Origin of the sequence: Legionella steigerwaltii (genome assembly GCF_001468065.1) — a bacterium.
In the GTDB taxonomy this organism is placed as follows: Bacteria; Pseudomonadota; Gammaproteobacteria; order Legionellales; family Legionellaceae; genus Legionella; species Legionella steigerwaltii.
Map to the genome: position 1 here is coordinate 152,218 of NZ_LNYZ01000001.1, position 20,996 is coordinate 173,213.

A 20,996-nucleotide genomic window follows, 5' to 3' on the forward strand; every position below is an offset into this window, starting at 1 on the left:
TATAAATGAGTACATTATCACTGAAGGCTAACTGGAATTATCCCACGTCGATAAAGGTAGGGGCGGGGCGTGCACGTGAACTTGTCGAAGCGTGCCACACACTGGGGGTGAAATCCCCACTGTTAGTCACAGACAGCTACCTTGCGAAATTACCCATGGTTGAAACAGCATTAGCGGATTGCCGTGATGCGGGTTTGCATGGTGCTTTGTTCACCGATGTAAAAGCGAACCCAACAGGTGAAAATGTATCAGCTGGTGTAGATGTTTATCGAAGTGGTCAACATGATGGAATTATTGCTTTTGGAGGCGGATCTGCTTTAGACGCGGCGAAAGCAATTGCATTAATGGTTGGACAAAATCGTCCCCTATGGGATTTTGAAGACATAGGCGATAATTGGCGACGTGTGAATGCTGCAGGTATAGCGCCTGTTATCGTCTTGCCAAGCACTGCGGGTACTGGTTCGGAAGTTGGGCGTGCTTCTGTGATAACCGATACGCAACACCAACGGAAAAAGATTATTTTTCATCCTAAGATGTTACCTTCCATCGTTATTTTAGACCCAGAGTTAACGGTCGCTTTACCACCGAAGATTACGGCAGCAACAGGTATGGATGCATTATCTCATTGTCTGGAGGCTTACTCAGCTCCCAATTACCATCCAATGGCGGAAGGGATCGCTCTGGAAGGGATGCGTTTAATAAAAGAACATTTGCCACGAGTAATGCACAATGGCAATGATTTGGATTCCAGAACACAAATGCTTGTTGCTTCGATGATGGGGGCAACAGCATTCCAGCGCGGGTTAGGTGCAATGCACGCGCTCGCTCATCCTTTAGGTGCGATATATGACGCGCATCATGGTAGATTAAATGCAATTTTGATGCCGTATGTATTGCAAGCCAATCGCTCTGAGATTGAACAAAAAATTATGCGTTTAGCGGTTTTCTTAGAGATCGATAATGGATTTGATGGATTTCTGGAATGGATATTACAACTTCGTCGAGAGTTAGGTATCGAGCACAGCTTAATTGAAATTGGCATTGATGCGCGTGATGTGGGCCGTATTGCGACAATGGCGACGGAAGATCCTTCAGCGCAAAGTAATCCAATTCTTTTCGATGAGTTACAATATAAAAACATTCTTACGGCAGCTATCCATGGGGATCCACATCCTTTGTAAATAGCAGCGATTAGATTGGTAGAAGCTCATTAAGGAACATCATGAATATCGGAATTTTGCAATGTGATCAAGTAGAACCAGACTTGATTATGACATATGGCACTTATTCAGAAATGTATATCAAGCTACTGCGGCAAGCAGAACCGAATTTGACATTTACTGTTTATGATGTTCGTCTTGATGAATTACCAAACCATATCGATGCCTCAGATGCTTATGTTATTACCGGTAGTCGCCATGGTGTTAATGATGGTTTTCTTTGGATTACTGCGCTTGAAGAATTTGTGCGGCGTCTTCATGAGGCAAGAAAAAAAGTGATAGGGATTTGTTTTGGTCATCAGCTTATTGCGAAAGCATTAGGGGGTAAGGTTATTAAATCACCTAAGGGCTGGGGGGTAGGAATGTCAATAAATAAAATTACCCAACATAAATCGTGGATGTCCCCATCTCTGAGTCAGCTCAATCTAATCGTTAGTCACCAGGATCAAGTTGTAGTTCTTCCTTCAGAGGTAGAGGTTTTGGCTACAAGTGATTTTTGTCCATTTTATATGCTGCAGTTTCGTCACAATCTATTCACTGTACAAGGTCATCCTGAGTTCAGCAAAAGTTATTCCCAGGCATTGATGGAAATCCGGAAAAACAGACTTGGTAAGGAATTAACAGATAGTGGATTAAAATCACTGCAGCTACCATGTGATGATGCGATATTTGCCCAGTGGATTGTTAATTTTTTGAGCTTTTAAAATAAGATAAGGCCACAGTTTTCGGCTTTTTTGTTGAAATATCAACAGGTCATGGTTGAATTTAAATTTATTTGCTAGAATCTAAAGGGATTTAAAAAAAATATTAAATTTATAGGGAGAATGAAATGAATCGTTTCGCTTTAATTGCAGCAACTGGTTTTTTAGCACTCGCTTTAACTGCATGCGGTCAGCAAGGTAACAAGCAACCTGCTGCAGGAACTGAAACTAATACTACTACAACAACACAACCAGCGCAAAATCAACCCGCTGGTGGAAATCAAACTCAACACTAAGTCTTTAACCTGGGTGACGGCGTAAGCCATAACCCAGGATAATTCTGGCCTATTTATGAGTTCTTTTGACGATCTTATCAAAGAAATTGCTACTATTTTAAAGAAAAAGAACTGGCAATTAGTCACTGCTGAATCATGTACTGGCGGACTTGTTGCCAGTTATCTTACGGAAATTCCTGGAAGTTCAGTTTGGTTTGAACGCGGATTTGTTACTTACAGCAATTTGGCTAAAGAGGAGTTGTTGTCTGTTCCTAAACAATTAATTGAGAAATATGGTGCAGTGAGTGAGCCTGTTGCTGAAGCTATGGCGACTGGCGCTTTACAACACAGTACAGGACATGTTGCTGTATCAGTTACTGGTATTGCTGGCCCAGATGGAGGTAGTCTTGAGAAACCTGTGGGTACTGTGTGTTTTGGTTGGGCAGCTAAAGGCATGAATCCTAAAATAGTAAAAAAACAATTGACTGGAAACCGACAAGATATACGCCTTGCCGCATGCCAAGTAGCGCTATCAGGCATTCTTTCTTATATCAAAGATTGATTAATAGAGAGTTGATACTTCAAAAAGTCATTTTGCTCTATATTTCTGTGATTCCCGCATAGGCGGTGATCCATCCTAAAGTAAGGAATTAATTAATGGATAGATTCCCGCTTGCGGTTAAATCCTCAACCTCCGGAGGCGTTCTTCATTTTAAATTCGTGTTCAATACGATCTGTAATACTAATTTTTGATTTCTCTACTTTAGGAAAAAAAATATGCTTTGCAGCAATAGAAATATTAACCGCAGTACGTGCTGCATATAACGAAGTAGCCACTGCATCAGAAATTAGTGACGCTTTTTCATTTTTAGTTTGCATTATTGTTTACCTTTTAAAATTTAGTATAAATATTGTACCATATGGTTAATTTTTTTAGTCAATCATTATAGGTCTGATTAGTAAGAAATGCTCACTTGCTAAACGAGAGGAACTCAAGGCGGATAATGTTTTCTGGGGTGATCAAAAACATGATTTTTTACTCAACTTTGCTTTACTCAGGTTTGAGTGAAAAAACCCATTTAATCCTGTGAATCAATTTGCTGCTTATTCCTATCTGTGTGATAATTTTACCCTTGCATAACTACCTGGAAAATATTATGGAAGAAAATAAACAAAAAGCATTATCAGCAGCTCTCTCGCAAATTGAACGCCAATTTGGTAAAGGATCAGTGATGCGCATGGGGGACAGTACTGTATCCCGAGATATAGAAGCCATTTCAACAGGGTCTTTAGGATTAGACATTGCCTTGGGAATTGGTGGTTTACCCAAAGGACGTATTGTTGAAATTTATGGACCAGAGTCATCTGGTAAAACAACGTTAACATTACAAGTTATTGCCGAGTGTCAAAAAATGGGTGGCACGGCCGCATTTATTGATGCAGAACATGCTTTAGATCCAAGCTATGCGCAAAAACTGGGTGTTAATGTGGATGAGTTACTGGTTTCTCAGCCAGATACTGGAGAACAAGCTCTGGAAATTACCGACATGTTGGTCCGCTCTGCGGCAGTGGACGTGATTATTGTCGACTCGGTTGCTGCATTGACTCCCAAAGCGGAAATTGAGGGGGAAATGGGGGATTCACATGTTGGTTTACAAGCTCGACTCATGTCACAAGCTTTACGTAAATTGACTGCTAATATTAAACGCTCCAATACTCTAGTCATTTTTATTAACCAGATTCGTATGAAAATCGGTGTAATGTTTGGTAGCCCTGAAACAACTACTGGCGGTAATGCATTAAAATTCTATGCCTCTGTTCGCTTAGACATTCGCCGTATTGGATCAATTAAGAAAGGTGAAGAAATCTTAGGCAGTGAAACACGAGTTAAAGTAGTGAAGAATAAAGTGGCGCCACCATTCAAGATGACAGAGTTTGATATTCTCTATAATGAAGGTATTTCTCGTGAAAGTGAAATTATCAATTTGGGTGTTCAACTCAATCTGATTGAAAAATCGGGCGCTTGGTACAGTTATAAAGGGGAGAAGATTGGCCAGGGTAAAGATAATGTTCGCTTGTACCTGAAAGAGAACCCTCAAGTTGCAGCAGCTCTTGAGCAGCTAATTCGTACTGAGCTTTTAGAGAAAAAGCTACCTATGCTTGCGTCAGCTAGTGCGGAAGAATTTGAGACTGTTGATGACTAAAGCATTTGATAGTGCTGTGCGCCTGTTGTCCAGGCGCGAGCACAGTGCACTAGAGCTTTACGATAAATTAAAACAAAAAGGATATAGTGCGATCGAAGTAAACAATGCATTAGATGAATGCCGACGTTTGGATTTACAAAATGATCAACGTTTTGTAGAAACATACAGTCGTTCACGAATACGACAGGGCTATGGACCTTTAAAAATAAGTCAGGAATTAAGTAGTAAAGGAATTGATAAGGAGTTAATTCAACAATTCTTGCAACAAGAAAAAGATAATTGGTTGGCTTATGCTTTGGATGTTTGGCATAAAAAAAGTAAAGGACAACTTGATCTAACTTTTGACGAGTTGCAAAAACAACAGCGTTTTTTGCTCTATCGTGGATTTGGAATGGATACCATTGTGCAAGTGAAAAAAGAATTGAAAAGATAAAAATGAAATCGTAGTCTTTGGTGCCTTGTAGCCTGGGTGCAGCGCAGCGGAACCCGGGGTTGAGAAATTTTATTCAAAACCAGAAAACCCGGGCTCCGCTGCGCTGCACCCAGGCTACAATTAAAAATTAAAATTAACTCAAATTGGTGTTGATTCGAAATGAAAAGTTCTGAAATTAGAAAAGCATTTTTTGATTATTTCACACAAAGTGGCCATCAACTCGTGGAATCCAGCTCTTTAATTCCTGCTAATGATCCTACTTTATTATTTACCAATGCAGGTATGGTGCAATTTAAGGATTTATTTTTAGGACTTGAAACGCGTTCTTATCACCGGGCAGTCACCGCACAACGTTGTGTGCGTGCAGGTGGGAAGCACAATGATTTGGAAAATGTGGGTTATACAGCAAGACACCATACGTTTTTTGAAATGTTGGGTAATTTTAGTTTCGGTGATTATTTCAAACGAGAAGCCATAAAATTTGCTTGGGAATTTTTAACTCAGGTTCTGCGTTTGCCTGAAGAGCGTTTATGGGTGACTGTTTACAAAGAAGATCAGGAAGCAGAAGATATTTGGCTGAAAGAAATGAAGGTTTCAGCTGTACGTTTTTCACGCTGCGGTGAAAAAGATAATTTTTGGTCTATGGGTGATACCGGTCCTTGTGGTCCTTGCACTGAAATTTTTTATGATCATGGTCCAGAAATTCCAGGTGGTCCTCCAGGAAGTCCTGATGAAGATGGGGACCGATATATAGAAATTTGGAACCTGGTATTCATGCAGTTTAATCGAGATAAGGATGGAAATCTGCATCCTCTACCTAAACCTTCCGTAGACACAGGTATGGGACTGGAGCGACTTGCTGCAGTAGTACAAGGAGTACACAGTAATTATGAAACGGACATTTTCCAATATTTAATTCAATCGACTGCAAAACTTGGTGATGTTACCGATTTAAACCATACCTCCTTAAAAGTAATTGCCGACCATATTCGTTCTTGTGCATTCCTAGTTGCTGATGGAGTGATTCCTGGTAATGAAGGACGAGGGTATGTACTTAGGAGAATTATTAGAAGGGCGATAAGACATGGTAACAAGTTAGGCTTACCAACCCCATTTTTTTCAAAGTTAGTAGAGCCTTTAATTAAAGTCATGGGTGATGCTTATCCTGAATTGATAAAATATAAGAGCCATATAGAAAAAATACTTAATCAAGAAGAGAATCAATTTGCTCGTACGCTTGATCAGGGTTTACGTTTATTGCAAGAACAAATGCATTCTCTTGGCGGCCACGAAATCTCCGGGGAAATCGCATTTAAGCTGTATGATACATATGGTTTTCCTGTTGATTTAACCGCTGATATCGCCAGAGAACAAGGCCTTTATGTGGATATGGATGGCTTTAATCAGTTAATGCAACAACAACGAGAACAATCTCAGGCAGCCAGTCAATTCAGCGTCGATTACAGTAACAATGCTCAATTGGATTACCAATCTGATTTTCATGGGTATGAAAAAAAGGAAATGGAATCAAAAATTGTCGCCTTGCTTCAGGAAGGAAAAGAAGTAAAAACCTTAAACAAAGGTATGAAAGGGGCCATAGTCCTCGATCATACACCGTTTTATGCAGAAAGCGGGGGACAAGTAGGCGATAAGGGCGTTTTAACAGGAACAGACTTTCATTTTCGTGTCGATGACACACAAAAGAAAGGTCAAGCCATAGTGCATTATGGAGAAGTAGTTCAAGGCACTGGGACTTTAGATCAGTTGGTTAAAGCGCAAATTGATAATGAACGCCGAGAGGCAATTCGTATAAATCATACTGCAACTCACTTGTTGCACGCAGCGCTTAAAACAGTAGTCGGACCTCAAGTCCAGCAAAAAGGCTCATTGGTTGATGCAGAGCGTGCGCGTTTTGACTTTTCTCATTTTGAACCATTAACCGCAGAACAAATACAAGAAATTGAACTATTAGTTAATGATCAAATTCGTGCGAATCATGAAGTTGAAACCCGGATTATGGATATTGAATCGGCTAAAAAAAGCGGTGCTGTTGCTCTTTTTGGTGAAAAATATACCGATGAAGTGCGTGTATTATCTATGGGCGAGTTCTCTAAAGAACTTTGTGGTGGAACACATGCACGAAGGACTGGTGATATCGGGCTGTTTAAAATCGTCTCAGAATATGGGATTGCCAGTGGGGTAAGACGTATTGAGATGGTAACAGGTCGCTATGCATTAGACTGGGTTAATGAACAACAATTTTTGTTGAGCGAATCAGCATCTTTATTAAAAACTGCAACAAATAATTTGCCGGATAAAATCGCACAGCTCCTTACTGAAAGTAAGGGTTTGGAAAAGGAAATTGCCAAACTACAAAGTGAGAAAGCACAAAAATCCGGAGCGGATCTGGCAAATGAGGTGGAAAAAATCAATGGAATTAGTTTGCTTGTGAAGCAATTGGATGGAGCAGACAGTCAAACTATGCGTACTACCTTGGATCAATTGAAATCGAGACTCGATTCGGCTGTGATTGTTTTATTTACACTTGATCAAAATAAAATGAATGTGATTGCTGGGGTGAGTAAAAATATTTTAGGTAAAGCACCTACTGCAGCCACGTTGGTAAAACATCTCTGTGGAAAAGGTGGGGGTCGAGATGATATGGCTCAGGGAGGCGGCGCTGTTCCAGATGATTTGGAGAAAAAAATCGAAGAAATTAGAGAAATGGTCCGTCATTCATAAATCGATCTGAGGTAGTCTGGAACCCTCCAGATTACCTTTGTAAAGTGATCATGCATAAGGAGATGACATGAGTTTTTTACAAGAGTTTAAACAATTTGCTATCAAAGGAAATGCAATTGATCTTGCAGTTGCAGTGGTTATTGGTGCTGCATTCGGTAAAATCATTAGTTCATTAGTTAGTGGTATTGTCATGCCTTTAATTGGTCTAATATTAGGCGGAATTAATATCGCAAATAAAACGTTTACAGTCGGTGCTGCGGTGGTGAAGTGGGGCGAATTTCTCCAGGCAGTGATTGATTTTGCTATCATTTCTTTTTCAATTTTTGTAGCAATTAAAGGGATTTCTTTATTAAGGAAAAAAGAAGAAAAAAAAGAAACACCACCAACAAGAGAAGAAGCTTTATTGGCAGAAATTCGTGATCTATTGAAAGGAAAAACAGGCACACATAGCGAATAATGTTATTTCGTAGCCTGGGTGCAGCGCAGCGAAACCCGGGATTGTACAACTCAAACCCAGAAACCCGGGTTTCGCTGCGCTGCACCCAGGCTACGAATTTCATCATCTTCTTATTACTATTAAAAAACCTAAGTCTTTGTAAATCTGCTATAATTTTAAAAAAACCATCTTAATAAGGATAGTCATGAACGGGTTGCTGAATTTGATTGCCATAATTGTTGTTTTTGGGGTAGTGATGTGGCTAATTGACACTTTTATTCCTATGCCACCCGCAATTAAAAGTCTGTTAAATGTACTGGTTCTCATTATTTTAGTTATCTATATCTTACAATTTTTTGGATTGATAAAAACAATTTTACCTATGATTAAAATCTTGAAGTGAATTCAGTAATATTTGACCGTTTAGGCTGATCTAAAAGAGTTAATGCCTGATAGCTTAAGGAATTATCTAAGTGGGAGCCGAAAAGAGTTGTATGAGTTATGCGGGTAGCTAAAAATGAGTTAACAGAAGAGACCAATGATCTAATAAGGCTCTTTGAAAACTCAAAAAAACACCATCAAATCTTGCCCATTTTCTTATAAAGAAAAAATGGCAATCGAGTGATGATTGCCATAATAATTCGCCAAAAATAAGGATAATAAAACATCCTTTTTCTGCGCATTAACCCGTTCCAACACGCTTTTGCACAAGAGTCTGGTGGTGCTGCATAAAAAATTCCAGGCATGCCATAAGTTTGTTTGGTATCAATAAAGCCTAAGCGGGCAATAGTGATATGTTGATTGCTGCTGGCAGTCTGTTGTAAACCCTGGAGGTAAATTTCAATACTTGCTTTACTTGCTCCATAAAGACTGTTTTTGGCACGTCCTCTACACGCTGCAACGGAACTTAGAAACAGTAAATTATATTCTTTTTGTTGGCGATTTAAGAAGGAGTGGATAATTATGGTAGTGGTTAGAATATTGAGTTGGATAAGATGGGTAATTGTTTCAATATTCAGATGTTCGTTATTGGTGAAATCACTGTGGGCAATGAACAAATCCAATTCACGATCTTCTGTTTTAAGCACATTAAGTAGCTCATCCACTTGTTCAACCAGATCCACAATGAGCACATCACAATGTGTTTTGTATCTAAGCGTGATGTCATTGGCAATCATATGGAGTTGATCGTGTTGGCGTCCTACCAAAAGTAAGTGGTGCTTTGATTGAGCAACAATATGAGCAAATTTTTCTGCAATAATGGAGGTTGCACCAAGTATCACCCAAGTTCTTTGCGTCATTTTTTTATCCCTAATCGTTTTGCCAGATCAGAGTGCATTGTACATCCATAGTGCTCAAGGGTTTGAGAAAAATGTTTATGATTCTCATACATACTATGAAATTGCTCTTCATTCAAAAGCAAATCTTTAGCTAAATAAACTCGACCATTCAGTTCAGTGATTAATTGATTCATTGCAGATATTGCTTGTTTCGCCTGAGGATTACATACAAAATCAACTGCTAAGGTAAATCCTGGTTTACAAAAGGAAAGTAATCCTTCCCCTGGTTGGGTGAATAACTTGAGGACGGCAAGAGTGGGTGTTGCCTTATTAATCCGCATCAACTGTATCAACTGATCTAAAGTAGATGTAACTTGTTCTGCACTAAATACTGCTTGAAATTGAATCAATCCTTTAGGGCCATAAAGCCTGTTCCAGTGCATGAGCTTATCAAGCGGATTATTAAATTGCTCAAGCTCTAGTTTTTCTGTTCCTTTTTTACGGTTAAAAAAATACTGATTAAATAGTTTCATATTCCATGATTTTATTAAGGAGAAGGGAATTTTAGGTACGGTATGGATTGTTCGTTTTTTAGTGTCAATTGGTTCACAATGATCCGCTATAGAAAGAATGGCTCGCGGAGCAGGATTAAGGAGATCAAGCCAAGATACTTGATAATCATGATGAATACCCTCGGCGACCATATATTCAGTTAGTGCTTGGATTGATTCAAATTGTTTGTGTTCTGCCTGAACAAAACGAGACGCTTTTTTAAGACGAAGTGTAGCACGAGTAATAATACCTGTAAGGCCTAAGCCAGCGATTGTGGTATGAAATAAGTCACTGTTTTTTTTACGGCTGCAATGGAATTTTTTACTGCCGATCAACAAATCAAATTCGATGAGATGATGGCCAAAACTACCGGCTTGATGATTGTTTTTTCCATGCACATCGTGAGCAATTGCACCTGCCACTGTAGCGTGGACACTGCCCGGAAGAACAGGAGGAATGAAATCAGGATGCACTAAAAATAGATCTTTAAGCGATAAGCCACCCTGACAGAGTACAATCCCAGTATCATGATTAAAATCGATAAAATGATCCAGACGAGCACTATCGATAATAAAACCATCCGTATTAAAACAACTGTCATTGTAACTTATGCCTGAACCGCGTACGAGTATATTTTGTTGAGGGTTATGAGCAAGATAATCAACAAGTTGTGCTTCATTATCTGGACGTAAACACGAGGATTGACTCAAGTCGGCACGGCTAAAATTAGTGAGAGTTCTTATTTTGCTGTGCATTGCTTCGCCATTCAATTATTTTCAATATTAAGACTATAATTCATTTAGAAACATATTTAAAAGGAATTATGATGAAAACTTTTTTAAGCTTTTTGAGTTTCTTCTTTTCTCTTTCAGTTTTTGCAGCCGATATTCCCCAAGATAATTTAGGTGCGCAAAAGTATGACAAATCACAATGTCTTAATAATACAACCCAAGATTGTATTAATTCACAATGCTTGAACTCCGATCAAATTGACTGCCAGGATAATTGTCGAAGAATGGCGCAGGCGAAATGCCAGCTTGAGACGAATGAGTAAAAGGACCTACTTTTTTCTTTATTAATTTGAATATATTGTCAAATGATTGGCATATGATTTTTTGACTGTCAAATCAAATGGCTCGCTGTTTATTAATTCATTTTGTAGTTGTAGCCTGGGTGCAGCGAAGCGGAACCCGGGTTTTTGATGAATCATTCCCGGGTTCCGCTTCGCTGCACCCAGGCTACTCTAAATCATTTTTATAAATGGCATATAGTTTGCATAATGTGTTACTCGAAAGAAAAATCATGGTGCTTGCTTGAGTTTAATGAGTGAATTCAAGTTTAAAATTAGTATGGATTGCTTATATGTCTGATAAAAACGTTTTATCACAAGAAGAAATAGATGCGCTACTGAAAACTGTAGGTGAAACTCCTGAGGAAGTACACCAGGACTCAGAAGACACTACAGCAGCCCATGAAAAATCCGACCATAAAAAATCAAAAGCTAATAAAAAGAAGGTAACGGAAGCGGTATTTGAGACCGTAGAAATAAAAGAAGAAACTGATGTAACAACACTGAATTTTGCTGCTCAGGAACGTATCGTCAAAGGTAAGTTACCTGTATTAGATAGAATTTATGATCGCGCTGTGCGCTTATTTGCGTCGGATGTCTATAATGTTACGGGTAAGGATTTCGAGATTAAACAAGATCCACTGCTCATTATAAAACATCGCGATTTTATGGAGAGCTTACCCAACCCAAGTTTAATGTGTATTTTTAAATTCAAACCACTAAGAGGTAAGGGCATTATTCTTTTTGATAGTACTTTTGTCTATGATCTGGTCGACTATTATTTTGGTGGCAGCTCCCAATTTTTTGCCCAAAAAGATAGAACTGATTTTACTGCGACTGAGTTGCGTGTCATGGATGTAATTACCAAGAAACTTATTGCCAATCTGACTCAAGCTTGGAAGCCAATTATTCAGCTTGATATTAGCAAATTTAATGACGAAACAAACCCACAATTAGTCAATATAGCAGAACCTGAAGAAATGCTGTTAGTAGCACGTTTTTCGATGGATTTTGGCAAAGAAATGGGAACGTTTTATTTCATTTTACCTTATTCCATGGTTGAACCAATTAAAGAGCAATTGGAGCTTGGCGCCTCTCGACCCGATGATGAAATTGATCCCAACTGGGTTAAATCACTGAAAGAAGAATTAATGAATGTCGAAGTAACTGTGAGTTCTGCAATGGCTGAAACAACAAGTACTCTGGGTGCTGTGATGTCATGGCAAATAGGTGATTTTATACCTATGGAAATGAAAGAAGAGGTTACTTTAGATATTGAAGGGGTTCCAGGTTTTACGGCAACTCAAGGTACTGCAAATGACAAACGCGCAGTAAAAATAATAAAAAATATTAGTTATTAGGAGATAAGGAATGTCTCAAGAGGCAATTGAACAACCTAAACCAACAAATAATCTACCCCAAGAAGCAGACAGCGATAAAATGGATTTGATTTTAGATATACCGGTCTCCGTAACGGTAGAAATTGGCCGTACTAAAATGACCATTCGCAATCTGCTCCAATTAAACCAAGGAGGTATTGTTGCTCTGGATCGTTTAGCAGGTGATCCGCTTGATGTTTTAGTCAATGGTACTTTAGTTGCACACGGGGAGGTTGTTGTAGTTAACGATAAATTTGGTGTGCGACTAACCGACATTGTTCCTCAAGCAGAACGAATTAAGCGATTAAGATAATGCAAAGCGCACTTAGCCAGGGCGAACTCATACGTGTTGTGATGGGCTTATTGTTGGTTTTATTGCTCATCATTGTACTGTCATGGGTAGTGAAGCGATTACATGGTATGCAAATGGGTTCGGCAAAAGGATTTCAATCTGTAGCCAGTATGATTTTGGGACCTAAGGAAAAAATCACACTATTAAAAGTGGGAACTCGTTATTTATTGATTGGTTCGGGCGCTGGAAATGTCACCTTGCTTCATGATTTTGGCGAACAGTTGCCTTCTGGCTTTGATATTACAAATAAACCTTCATTTGCAGATCTGCTTAAATCGGTTGTGAAATCATAAGATGAAAATAATGAATTTACATGTACAGAAATGGTTATCCTCCTATGTGGGAATGACAAAGTTCCTTAACTTAATGGCAGTGGGAAGGAGTGTCTTTAATTCCCGGGTTTCGCTTCGCTGCACCCAGGCTACTTTGATTCTTATCTTATTTTGTTTTATTCCTCTGGATTTGCATGCAGCACCTTTATCCTTACCTGCCATGACGGTACAACCTGGTGCAAATGGAGAACAGACCTACAGTGTTAACCTCCAAATTTTGATTTTTATGACCTTGTTAACTGTTTTGCCTGGAATGTTGATGGCAATGACAGCATTTACAAGAATAATTATCGTGCTTTCCATTTTACGTCAGGCTATAGGGATGGCACAAACTCCAACCAACCAAATTTTAATTGGCATCGCTCTGTTTATGACTTATTTTGTGATGTCCCCAGTATTTAATAAAATCAATGAAACCGCAGTACAACCTTATCTTGCAGAGACCATAAAATTTCCCCAGGCCTTAGCCAATGCACAAGTGCCTTTACGCGAATTTATGCTAAATCAAACACGCAAAAATGATTTATCCATGTTTGAAAAATTTGCTCAAAAAAATCCGGCTACCCTCAATGAAGTACCAATGAGTGTAGTGATTCCCGCGTTCATTACTAGCGAATTAAAAACAGCATTTCAGATTGGCTTTATTTTATTTTTGCCTTTTTTAATTATTGATATGGTGGTATCCAGTGTTCTGATGGCTATGGGTATGATGATGTTATCGCCTTTAATTATTTCATTACCCTTTAAGATCATGCTTTTTGTTATGGTTGATGGCTGGACACTTGTTTTAGGATCACTGGCATCAAGTTTTGCCATGAGTTAAATGCAGCATGCAGTGAATTAACAGGAAACAGGGTTACTAAAAGGGAAATAATATGACGCCAGAGTCAGTAGTTTCTATATTCAGCGAAGGTGTGTATTTAATGTTGTTATTGATCACAGTTCTCATTCTTCCTGGTTTGATTGTTGGTGTTATTGTTTCCATGTTTCAAGCGGCAACACAAATTAATGAAACGAGTTTAAGTTTTATACCCAAATTATTTGTTACTTTTTTGATGCTCGTATTTGCTGGTCCTTGGTTATTGAAGACAATGGTGAATTACACCGATTCGTTAATTACCAATATTCCTTATTTAATAGGCTAACTCGAAATGAAGCTGGATTATCCAACAATAATAGGCATGATAAGCCAGGTTATTTGGCCAATGGGACGTATTGGTGGGTTATTGCTTACAATACCTGTATTTTCCTCTGTTTTATTACCGGCACGCATTAAAATTATTTTGCTTTTCGTTTTAAGTTGGGTTTGTGCTTTTATGGTTCCTAAAGAACTTTCTTTCCTGAATTTCAAAGGAGTTTTTTTAGCATATATCATTCAGGAAATGCTCTTTGGGTTGTTAATGGGATTTGTCTTACAACTCGTTTTTCAGGTTTTTGTTTTGGGCGGGCAAATTATTGCAATGCAAGCTGGTCTTAGTTTTGCGGTGATGATGGATCCTGCAAGCAGAGCCAGTGTTCCATTGGTCAGCCAGCTTTATTCAATGATGATGACTTTAATTTTTTTGGCGCTTAATGGACATTTGACTGTTTTTGAAACTTTATTAGAGAGTTTCAGAATAATGCCTGTAGGAGAGCTTTCAGTGACTCAATCTATGGTATGGAATGTCATTTTATTTTCGGGCTGGATGTTTAAACAAGCATTATTGATTTCAATCCCCGCTTTATTGTCTTTACTTATTGTGAGTCTAGCATTCGGAATTATGTCTAGGGCAGCACCACAATTAAATATTTTTTCTTTGGGATTTCCTATAACGTTAATCATGGGAATGGTTGTGATTAAGGTGGGTTTGCCGAGTGTTGCTGCACAAATGGCAGATCTTATCAAAGATGGAATGCGTTTTATGATAGGGATGCTGCGCTGATGGCGGATCAAGAACAAGCACAAGAAAAAACCGAACAGCCCTCGGCCAAACGGCTCAAAGAAGCGCGAAAAAAAGGTCAGGTGGCTCGCTCAAGAGATTTCAACACCACCGTAATTTTGCTTTTTACTGCGGTGGGATTTCTTATTTTTGGAAAGCAATTAGCGCATCAGATGGCAACTATGATGCGCCATGCTTTTGAGTTTGATACACGAGTTATTATCACTTCAACAACGAGTTTTGAACGTTTGTTTTTTCTAGCTAAGATGGGATTTTGGTCTTTAATGCCCTTATTGGTTGTTATCTTTTTTATTTCTTTGGCAGCCCCTTTACTTATGGGGGGCTGGGTGTTTAGCGGACAAGTTTTACAGCCTAAATTTTCACGACTCAATTTATTTCAAGGGCTTAAGCGTATGATCTCGGTAAAAAGTTTTGCCGAAATGTTCAAATCGTTTTTTAAGTTCCTCTTAGTTGCAATTGTAGCTGTTGTTGTACTTAAATCACAAGTGCTTGCATTGTTGGCTTTGGCCCATGTTCCCATAGAAACAGCAATTGGTAGTGGTGCTTTGATCGTAGTGAAGTCTTTTGTATTGATTGCAGCCAGTTTGATTTTGATTGCTGCTTTTGATGTACCTTTTCAATTGTATGAACATCAAAAAAATATGAAGATGACAATGCAAGAATTGAGGGACGAATATAAAGAAACAGAAGGTAAGCCCGAAGTAAAAAGTGCTATTCGTCGCGCGCAACAAGAAATTTCAAGACGACGAATGATGAATGAAATATCCAAGGCAAATGTGGTGTTGACGAATCCTACTCATTATGCTGTAGCAATTAGTTATAAAGAAAAGAGTCATAAAGCACCAATAGTAGTAGCGAAAGGTAAAGATTTGGTCGCTTTCCAAATAAGCAAAGTTGCAAAGTCACATCAAATTCCTATTATTTCGGTGCCACCCTTGGCACGGGCCCTCTATTTTTCTACCAAATTAAATGCGGAAATACCAAGAGGGCTTTATATTGCTGTAGCCCAGGTTTTAGCCTATGTGTTTCAACTGCGTGATAAGGAACGTTATGATTATAAACCTGTTGTATTACAGGATGTTCCTATTCCACCAGAATTAGTACGCGAAGCAGAGGAGGATGCCCATGAATAAAGCATTGCACTATATTCAATATTGGATGCGTCAAGGTTTAGGTACACCTTTAGTGCTCATCATGATGCTTGGCATGATGATGTTGCCTTTGCCCCCTTTTTTATTGGATGTTTTATTTACCTTTAATATCGCTCTATCACTTGTAGTGCTGTTAGCTGTGATATACAGCGAAAGGCCTCTGGATTTTGCCGTATTTCCAACTGTTATATTGCTCGCAACCTTATTGCGATTGTCTTTAAATGTAGCCTCAACTCGCGTGGTTTTGTTAAACGGCTATAAAGGAACTGATGCTGCTGGGCATGTGATTCAATCATTTGGTGAAGTAGTTATTGGTGGAAACTATGCTGTAGGTTTAGTCGTATTTATTATTTTAGTCGTTATAAATTTTGTTGTAGTAACTAAGGGTGCGGGCCGTGTATCTGAGGTTAGTGCGCGTTTTACTTTGGATTCTTTACCTGGCAAACAAATGGCTATCGATGCCGATCTGAATGCGGGTTTAATTAACCAAGAGCAGGCGATAAAGCGTCGATTAGAGGTCGCTCAGGAAGCAGATTTTTACGGTTCTATGGATGGTGCCAGCAAATTCGTCCGCGGCGATGCAATCGCTGGAATTTTGATTTTGGTAGTTAACATTATTGGTGGGTTAATTATCGGTGTTTTTCAGCATGGAATGAATGTTTCTGATGCACTACATAATTATATTCTATTAACTATTGGTGATGGCTTGGTAGCCCAAGTACCTTCTTTAGTTTTATCAACTGCTGCAGCCATCATTGTTACTCGAGTTTCTAGTGCGCAAAATATGGGGCATGCAGTTGTTTCCCAATTGCTGGCTAATCCGCGTTCATTAATTATTGCTGCGGCAATTATCGGATTGATTGGTATTATTCCCGGAATGCCCCATGTTGCATTTATTTTACTTGCTGCAGGTTTGTCGGGAATTGCTTATTTGTTTCAACAACAAGAAAAAGTTAAGCGTAAAGAGGAGCTCTCTCAGGAAAATGAATCTATTGCAATGCAAGCTCCAAATATTTCATCAGAACTCTCATGGGATGATGTAAATCCTGTTGACGTGATTAGTCTTGAAGTAGGATATCGCCTGATTCCTTTAGTTGATCAGTCACAAGGCGGAGTGTTGCTTTCTCGCATAAAAGGGGTGCGCAAGAAGATATCTCAAGAGCTTGGTTTTTTAATTCCATCGGTGCATGTACGGGACAATTTAGATTTAAAGCCTAACCATTACCGAATTAGTTTGGCAGGAGTTGTCATGGGAGAGGCTGCGATTCATCTTGATCGTTGCTTGGCTATAAACCCTGGACAAATTTTTGGCGAAATTGAAGGAATTAAAACACATGATCCGGCATTTGGTATGGAAGCGGTTTGGATTAATGAAAGTCAAAAAGAACAAGCACATACATTGGGCTATACCGTAGTTGATACCTCAACAGTTGTCGCTACTCACCTAAGTCAAATATTAGAGCAAAACAGTCAGCAGTTATTAGGTTATGAAGAAACACAACAGCTCTTAGATAAGCTTGCAATAAACTCACCTAAATTAGTGAAAGAGCTGATCCCAGATGGTCTTACATTAGGAATGGTAAGTAAAGTATTACAAGGATTACTAGTAGAACATATTCCGCTCACTGACATTCGAACGATTGTCGAAACTTTGGCGGAGTTAGCGCCAAAATCTAAAGATACAGAGTATTTAATCAGTCAAGTACGTATTGCCTTATCACGATTAATTACTCAAAAAATCAGTGGAATTCACGAGGAATTGCCAATTATTACATTAAAACCCGAGTTGGAACAATTATTGCAAAACATAATTCAGAGTAGTGGATCTGGAGGCGTAAATTTTGAGCCAGGAATGGCAGATAAAATACAGCATTCTTTAACACAACTAGCAATGCAACAGCAGGCAAAGCAGGAGAGCTCAGTATTGGTTGTACAACCGGGAATACGAGCAGTGTTGGCACGATTTGTGCGTAATATCTCTCATGACTTTCATGTTTTGTCGTATCAGGAAATTCCTGATAATAAACAAATAAGAATAGTAGGCACAGTAGGATAGAAATGGAGTACTGGGTCTGTAATAACAGAACAGTAGCTTAGGTGTAGAAAAAAGAACTTAGAGCATAAATTTCTCAGTTTTCCTACAATCAGGCTACAATTTCTATAGAGGCATTGCGTGAGTAGTGACAAATTTCTTCATAAGCAGGAGGCTTTATGAAATTAAAACGTTTTGTTGCGGCCGATACACGCAGCGCTATGAAACAAATTAAAGAGACACTTGGTGCAGATGCCGTCATCTTGTCCAGCCACCATGTAGATGGTGGAGTGGAAGTAGTTGCAGCAATTGATTTTGATGAAACAATTCTCTCAACTTCTGCAGCGGTAGCTTGTGCTGAGCCACCGAGTCAGATTAATAAATTTCAAATGCAAACCCCTCTTGATGATATGCGCCAAGAAATTCAAACGCTAAGAGGCATGCTTGAAGCACAATTAAGAGGAAATGTTGGTGTCCATGAGCCTTTGCATACAATTTTGCTCCAGAAACTTCTGTATTTGGGGGTAAGTCACACGACAGCCGCGACTTGGGCATGTTCTGTGCGACCCGATTTGAATCAACAAAGAGGTTGGGAAGCAGTATTGAATCTAATTTCCGAGCAATTAACTATTCATGATACCCATAGGATAGAAGAAGGCGGGGTTTATGCTTTTGTTGGACCAACAGGTGTCGGAAAAACGACGACATTAGCCAAAATTGCGGCGAGATTTACCTTGAGATTTGGGGCTGATAAGTTAGGTCTCGTCACTATGGACACTTATCGAATTGCTGCCCAAGAACAGCTGATGATGTATGGAAAAATTTTGGGGGTTAAGGTCTGTGTTGCTCAGGATGAAGTTTCCTTGGCGCGAGTATTACGGCAATTAAGCGATAAGAAATTAATTTTAATTGATACCGCGGGAATGAATCCGGCCGATGAACGAGTTGTAAAACAAATGCATGTATTGGGCACTTATTTACAATCGATTTCCAAGGTTTTGGTTTTACCTGCAACTAGCCACTATCAAGTATTAGTTGATGCAATAAGGCGTTATGAAGCAAATCAAGTCGATCAGTGTATTTTAACCAAACTGGATGAGTCATTAGCTGTAGGTGGTGCACTTAGTGCACTTACTGAGTCAGGTTTGGGGGTGAGCTATCTCACACACGGACAACGTGTACCTGAAGACATTAAAATGGCAACACGACACCAGCTTATTGAGCTGCTTATAGATCAGGAAATACAACTGTTCCAGACAGACAAGGTTGGGAAAGCGCATCAAAGTGCTGGGAGAGAATATCATGTCTAAAGTAAAGCAAAATATACGCGATCAGGCCTCAGGCCTGAGGAAGCTGTCACGTGCGAAACCGATTAAAGTCATTGCAGTCTCTGCTGGGAAGGGAGGTGTAGGCAAGAGTAATGTTTCGGTCAATTTGGCTGTTGGTTTGGCTCAGCTTAACAAAAGAGTCATGTTACTCGACGCCGATTTAGGTTTGGCAAATATCGATATTATGTTGGGTTTGCATACTAAATTTAATTTATCCCATGTAATTCAGGGAATCTGTCATTTAAGTGACATTATTTTACCTGGACCTAATGGTATTAGTGTTATTCCTGCGGCCTCAGGAACTGAATTTATGACTCAACTTTCCCCACCAGAGCTTGCTGGAATTATCGATGCATTTAATGAGCTTACGGATGATTTAGATTACATGATTATCGATACAGCGGCTGGAATTTCAGACACGGTTCTAAGTTTTACTCGCTCATCGCAAGAATTAATTGTTGTTGTATGTGATGAACCCACTTCATTAACTGATGCATATGCTTTAATTAAAGTAATGAGTAAACGTTATGAATGGACGCGTTTTCATATTCTGGCCAATATGGTGAGAAATGAGAGAGATGGGCGCGAATTATTTAACAAATTATTCAAAGTTTCCGAGCAATTTCTTGAGGTTCAGCTAGACTATTTAGGAGCAGTACCTTTTGATGAACACATACACAGGGCAGTAAAAATGCAAAAACCTGTATTAATTGCTTATCCTGATTCTGCTGCTTCTTTGGCACTTAGACAGCTAGCAGATGAAGTATCTGAGTGGCCCCCCAGCTCTTTATTGGGTGGTAATACCAGTTTCTTTTTAGAGCGTTTGGTTGCAGGTGAATTTTAAGGAGAATATTGTGGATGCTTTGGCTGCCTATAGCAAAGTTAATCAGCAAATCCAAGAAACATTGGTAAAAACCCATGCCTTGTTGGTTAAACGCATCGCACATCATTTATTGGGGCGTTTGCCACAAAGTGTGCAGTTGGATGATTTAATCCAAGCAGGAATGCTTGGATTGCTGGAAGCGACTAAACATTATGATTCTTCCAAAGGTGCCTCATTTGAAACCTATGCAGGAATTAGGATTAGAGGGTACATGCTTGATGAAGTAAGACGTAATGATTGGGTACCTCGTTCGGTATACCGTAATTCAAGAATGATTTCTGAAGCAGTAAAATATCTTGAGCATCGATTAGGAAGAGAGGCTAAGGACTCAGAAATTGCAGCTGAACTTGATATTTCACTTGATGAGTACCATGAAATGTTACAAGACTCAGTGAGTAGTCATTTATATGGCTTTGAAGATTTGGGTGTTACGGATGATGTTTTGCAGGTTGAAGATGGGTACGCTGAGCCTCATGCCAATGTATTTCATAGTGATTTGATGCGTCGTTTGTCAGAAGTTATCCGAGGATTACCCCATAAGGAGCGAATGGTACTCTCTTTGTATTATGAGCAGGATTTAAATTTAAAAGAAATTGGGGAAGTTATTGGAGTTAGCGAATCACGCGTTTCACAGATTCTTAGCCAAGCAACGCATCGTATCAAATCACGTTTACCGGAATAAAAAAC

The 20,996-nt window shown here is 39.1% G+C and carries 24 protein-coding genes; 21 read left to right on the forward strand and 3 right to left on the reverse strand.

The features are described from left to right. Nucleotides 1–5: 5 nt before the first annotated feature. The 4 genes from Lstg_RS00620 (at nucleotide 6) to Lstg_RS00630 (ending at nucleotide 2,758) form a co-directional block, all read left to right on the forward strand. Nucleotides 6–1,181: an iron-containing alcohol dehydrogenase gene (locus Lstg_RS00620; protein ID WP_058475729.1), complete on the forward strand. Its 1,176-nt coding sequence runs from the start codon at nucleotides 6–8 to the stop codon at nucleotides 1,179–1,181. A gap of 41 nt (nucleotides 1,182–1,222) precedes the next feature. Continuing rightward, nucleotides 1,223–1,924: a glutamine amidotransferase-related protein gene (locus tag Lstg_RS00625; protein ID WP_058475730.1), complete on the forward strand. Its 702-nt coding sequence runs from the start codon at nucleotides 1,223–1,225 to the stop codon at nucleotides 1,922–1,924. Nucleotides 1,925–2,049: 125 nt separating this feature from the next. After that, nucleotides 2,050–2,217 (forward strand): hypothetical protein, encoded by a 168-nt coding sequence (locus Lstg_RS17845; protein WP_165481735.1) that lies wholly within the window; start codon nucleotides 2,050–2,052, stop codon nucleotides 2,215–2,217. A gap of 55 nt (nucleotides 2,218–2,272) precedes the next feature. Continuing rightward, nucleotides 2,273–2,758: a CinA family protein gene (locus Lstg_RS00630; protein WP_058475731.1), complete on the forward strand. Its 486-nt coding sequence runs from the start codon at nucleotides 2,273–2,275 to the stop codon at nucleotides 2,756–2,758. A gap of 125 nt (nucleotides 2,759–2,883) precedes the next feature. On the opposite strand, the gene Lstg_RS00635 is transcribed toward Lstg_RS00630, so the two are convergent. After that, nucleotides 2,884–3,075 (reverse strand): hypothetical protein, encoded by a 192-nt coding sequence (locus Lstg_RS00635; RefSeq protein WP_058475732.1) that lies wholly within the window; start codon nucleotides 3,073–3,075, stop codon nucleotides 2,884–2,886. A gap of 278 nt (nucleotides 3,076–3,353) precedes the next feature. On the opposite strand from Lstg_RS00635, the gene recA reads away from it, so the two are divergent. The 5 genes from recA (at nucleotide 3,354) to Lstg_RS00660 (ending at nucleotide 8,414) form a co-directional block, all read left to right on the forward strand. Beyond that, nucleotides 3,354–4,400, forward strand: a complete 1,047-nt coding sequence (gene recA, locus Lstg_RS00640; protein ID WP_058475733.1) for a recombinase RecA — start codon at nucleotides 3,354–3,356, stop codon at nucleotides 4,398–4,400. Then, nucleotides 4,393–4,833 (forward strand): recombination regulator RecX, encoded by a 441-nt coding sequence (gene recX / locus Lstg_RS00645; protein WP_058475734.1) that lies wholly within the window; start codon nucleotides 4,393–4,395, stop codon nucleotides 4,831–4,833. The genes recA and recX overlap by 8 nt, the downstream gene beginning before the upstream one ends. Before the next feature lie 159 nt (nucleotides 4,834–4,992). Next, a complete protein-coding gene (gene alaS / locus Lstg_RS00650; protein ID WP_058475735.1) occupies nucleotides 4,993–7,575 on the forward strand; it encodes an alanine--tRNA ligase in 2,583 nt (860 codons plus the stop codon). 67 nt (nucleotides 7,576–7,642) lie between these two features. Then, the gene (mscL, locus tag Lstg_RS00655; RefSeq protein ID WP_058475736.1) at nucleotides 7,643–8,032 is read left to right on the forward strand and encodes a large-conductance mechanosensitive channel protein MscL; all 390 of its coding nucleotides are present in this window, start codon (nucleotides 7,643–7,645) and stop codon (nucleotides 8,030–8,032) included. Nucleotides 8,033–8,216: 184 nt separating this feature from the next. After that, complete coding sequence (locus Lstg_RS00660; protein ID WP_058475737.1) at nucleotides 8,217–8,414, forward strand: Thivi_2564 family membrane protein; 198 nt, start codon at nucleotides 8,217–8,219, stop codon at nucleotides 8,412–8,414. A gap of 175 nt (nucleotides 8,415–8,589) precedes the next feature. On the opposite strand, the gene Lstg_RS00665 is transcribed toward Lstg_RS00660, so the two are convergent. Both Lstg_RS00665 and Lstg_RS00670 read right to left on the reverse strand, forming a co-directional pair. After that, nucleotides 8,590–9,312: an SDR family NAD(P)-dependent oxidoreductase gene (locus Lstg_RS00665; RefSeq protein WP_058475738.1), complete on the reverse strand. Its 723-nt coding sequence runs from the start codon at nucleotides 9,310–9,312 to the stop codon at nucleotides 8,590–8,592. Continuing rightward, a complete protein-coding gene (locus tag Lstg_RS00670; protein ID WP_058475739.1) occupies nucleotides 9,309–10,598 on the reverse strand; it encodes an FAD-binding oxidoreductase in 1,290 nt (429 codons plus the stop codon). Before Lstg_RS00670 ends, Lstg_RS00665 begins: the two co-directional genes overlap by 4 nt. Before the next feature lie 68 nt (nucleotides 10,599–10,666). On the opposite strand from Lstg_RS00670, the gene Lstg_RS00675 reads away from it, so the two are divergent. From Lstg_RS00675 to Lstg_RS00730, 12 genes are all read left to right on the forward strand, one after another. Then, nucleotides 10,667–10,897, forward strand: coding sequence for a hypothetical protein (locus tag Lstg_RS00675; RefSeq protein ID WP_238585339.1), 231 nt, complete (start codon nucleotides 10,667–10,669; stop codon nucleotides 10,895–10,897). A 308-nt stretch (nucleotides 10,898–11,205) separates the two neighbouring features. Beyond that, nucleotides 11,206–12,273, forward strand: a complete 1,068-nt coding sequence (gene fliM / locus Lstg_RS00680; RefSeq protein WP_058475741.1) for a flagellar motor switch protein FliM — start codon at nucleotides 11,206–11,208, stop codon at nucleotides 12,271–12,273. A gap of 10 nt (nucleotides 12,274–12,283) precedes the next feature. After that, nucleotides 12,284–12,604: a flagellar motor switch protein FliN gene (gene fliN / locus Lstg_RS00685; protein WP_082650770.1), complete on the forward strand. Its 321-nt coding sequence runs from the start codon at nucleotides 12,284–12,286 to the stop codon at nucleotides 12,602–12,604. Continuing rightward, nucleotides 12,604–12,936 (forward strand): flagellar biosynthetic protein FliO, encoded by a 333-nt coding sequence (fliO, locus tag Lstg_RS00690; RefSeq protein ID WP_058475742.1) that lies wholly within the window; start codon nucleotides 12,604–12,606, stop codon nucleotides 12,934–12,936. Before fliN ends, fliO begins: the two co-directional genes overlap by 1 nt. A gap of 73 nt (nucleotides 12,937–13,009) precedes the next feature. Beyond that, nucleotides 13,010–13,798: a flagellar type III secretion system pore protein FliP gene (fliP, locus tag Lstg_RS00695; RefSeq protein ID WP_058475969.1), complete on the forward strand. Its 789-nt coding sequence runs from the start codon at nucleotides 13,010–13,012 to the stop codon at nucleotides 13,796–13,798. 52 nt (nucleotides 13,799–13,850) lie between these two features. Continuing rightward, nucleotides 13,851–14,120, forward strand: coding sequence for a flagellar biosynthesis protein FliQ (fliQ, locus tag Lstg_RS00700; RefSeq protein WP_058475743.1), 270 nt, complete (start codon nucleotides 13,851–13,853; stop codon nucleotides 14,118–14,120). 6 nt (nucleotides 14,121–14,126) lie between these two features. Beyond that, a complete protein-coding gene (gene fliR / locus Lstg_RS00705; protein WP_058475744.1) occupies nucleotides 14,127–14,897 on the forward strand; it encodes a flagellar biosynthetic protein FliR in 771 nt (256 codons plus the stop codon). Continuing rightward, nucleotides 14,897–16,048, forward strand: a complete 1,152-nt coding sequence (gene flhB, locus Lstg_RS00710; RefSeq protein ID WP_058475745.1) for a flagellar biosynthesis protein FlhB — start codon at nucleotides 14,897–14,899, stop codon at nucleotides 16,046–16,048. The genes fliR and flhB overlap by 1 nt, the downstream gene beginning before the upstream one ends. Then, on the forward strand, nucleotides 16,041–18,122 hold the full coding sequence (flhA, locus tag Lstg_RS00715) for a flagellar biosynthesis protein FlhA (RefSeq protein ID WP_058475746.1): 2,082 nt from the start codon (nucleotides 16,041–16,043) through the stop codon (nucleotides 18,120–18,122). Before flhB ends, flhA begins: the two co-directional genes overlap by 8 nt. Before the next feature lie 155 nt (nucleotides 18,123–18,277). Continuing rightward, nucleotides 18,278–19,408, forward strand: a complete 1,131-nt coding sequence (gene flhF / locus Lstg_RS00720) for a flagellar biosynthesis GTPase FlhF (RefSeq protein WP_058475747.1) — start codon at nucleotides 18,278–18,280, stop codon at nucleotides 19,406–19,408. Next, on the forward strand, nucleotides 19,401–20,270 hold the full coding sequence (locus Lstg_RS00725) for a MinD/ParA family protein (RefSeq protein ID WP_058475748.1): 870 nt from the start codon (nucleotides 19,401–19,403) through the stop codon (nucleotides 20,268–20,270). Before flhF ends, Lstg_RS00725 begins: the two co-directional genes overlap by 8 nt. A 10-nt stretch (nucleotides 20,271–20,280) precedes the next feature. Continuing rightward, on the forward strand, nucleotides 20,281–20,991 hold the full coding sequence (locus Lstg_RS00730) for an RNA polymerase sigma factor FliA (protein WP_058475749.1): 711 nt from the start codon (nucleotides 20,281–20,283) through the stop codon (nucleotides 20,989–20,991). Nucleotides 20,992–20,996: the final 5 nt, after the last annotated feature.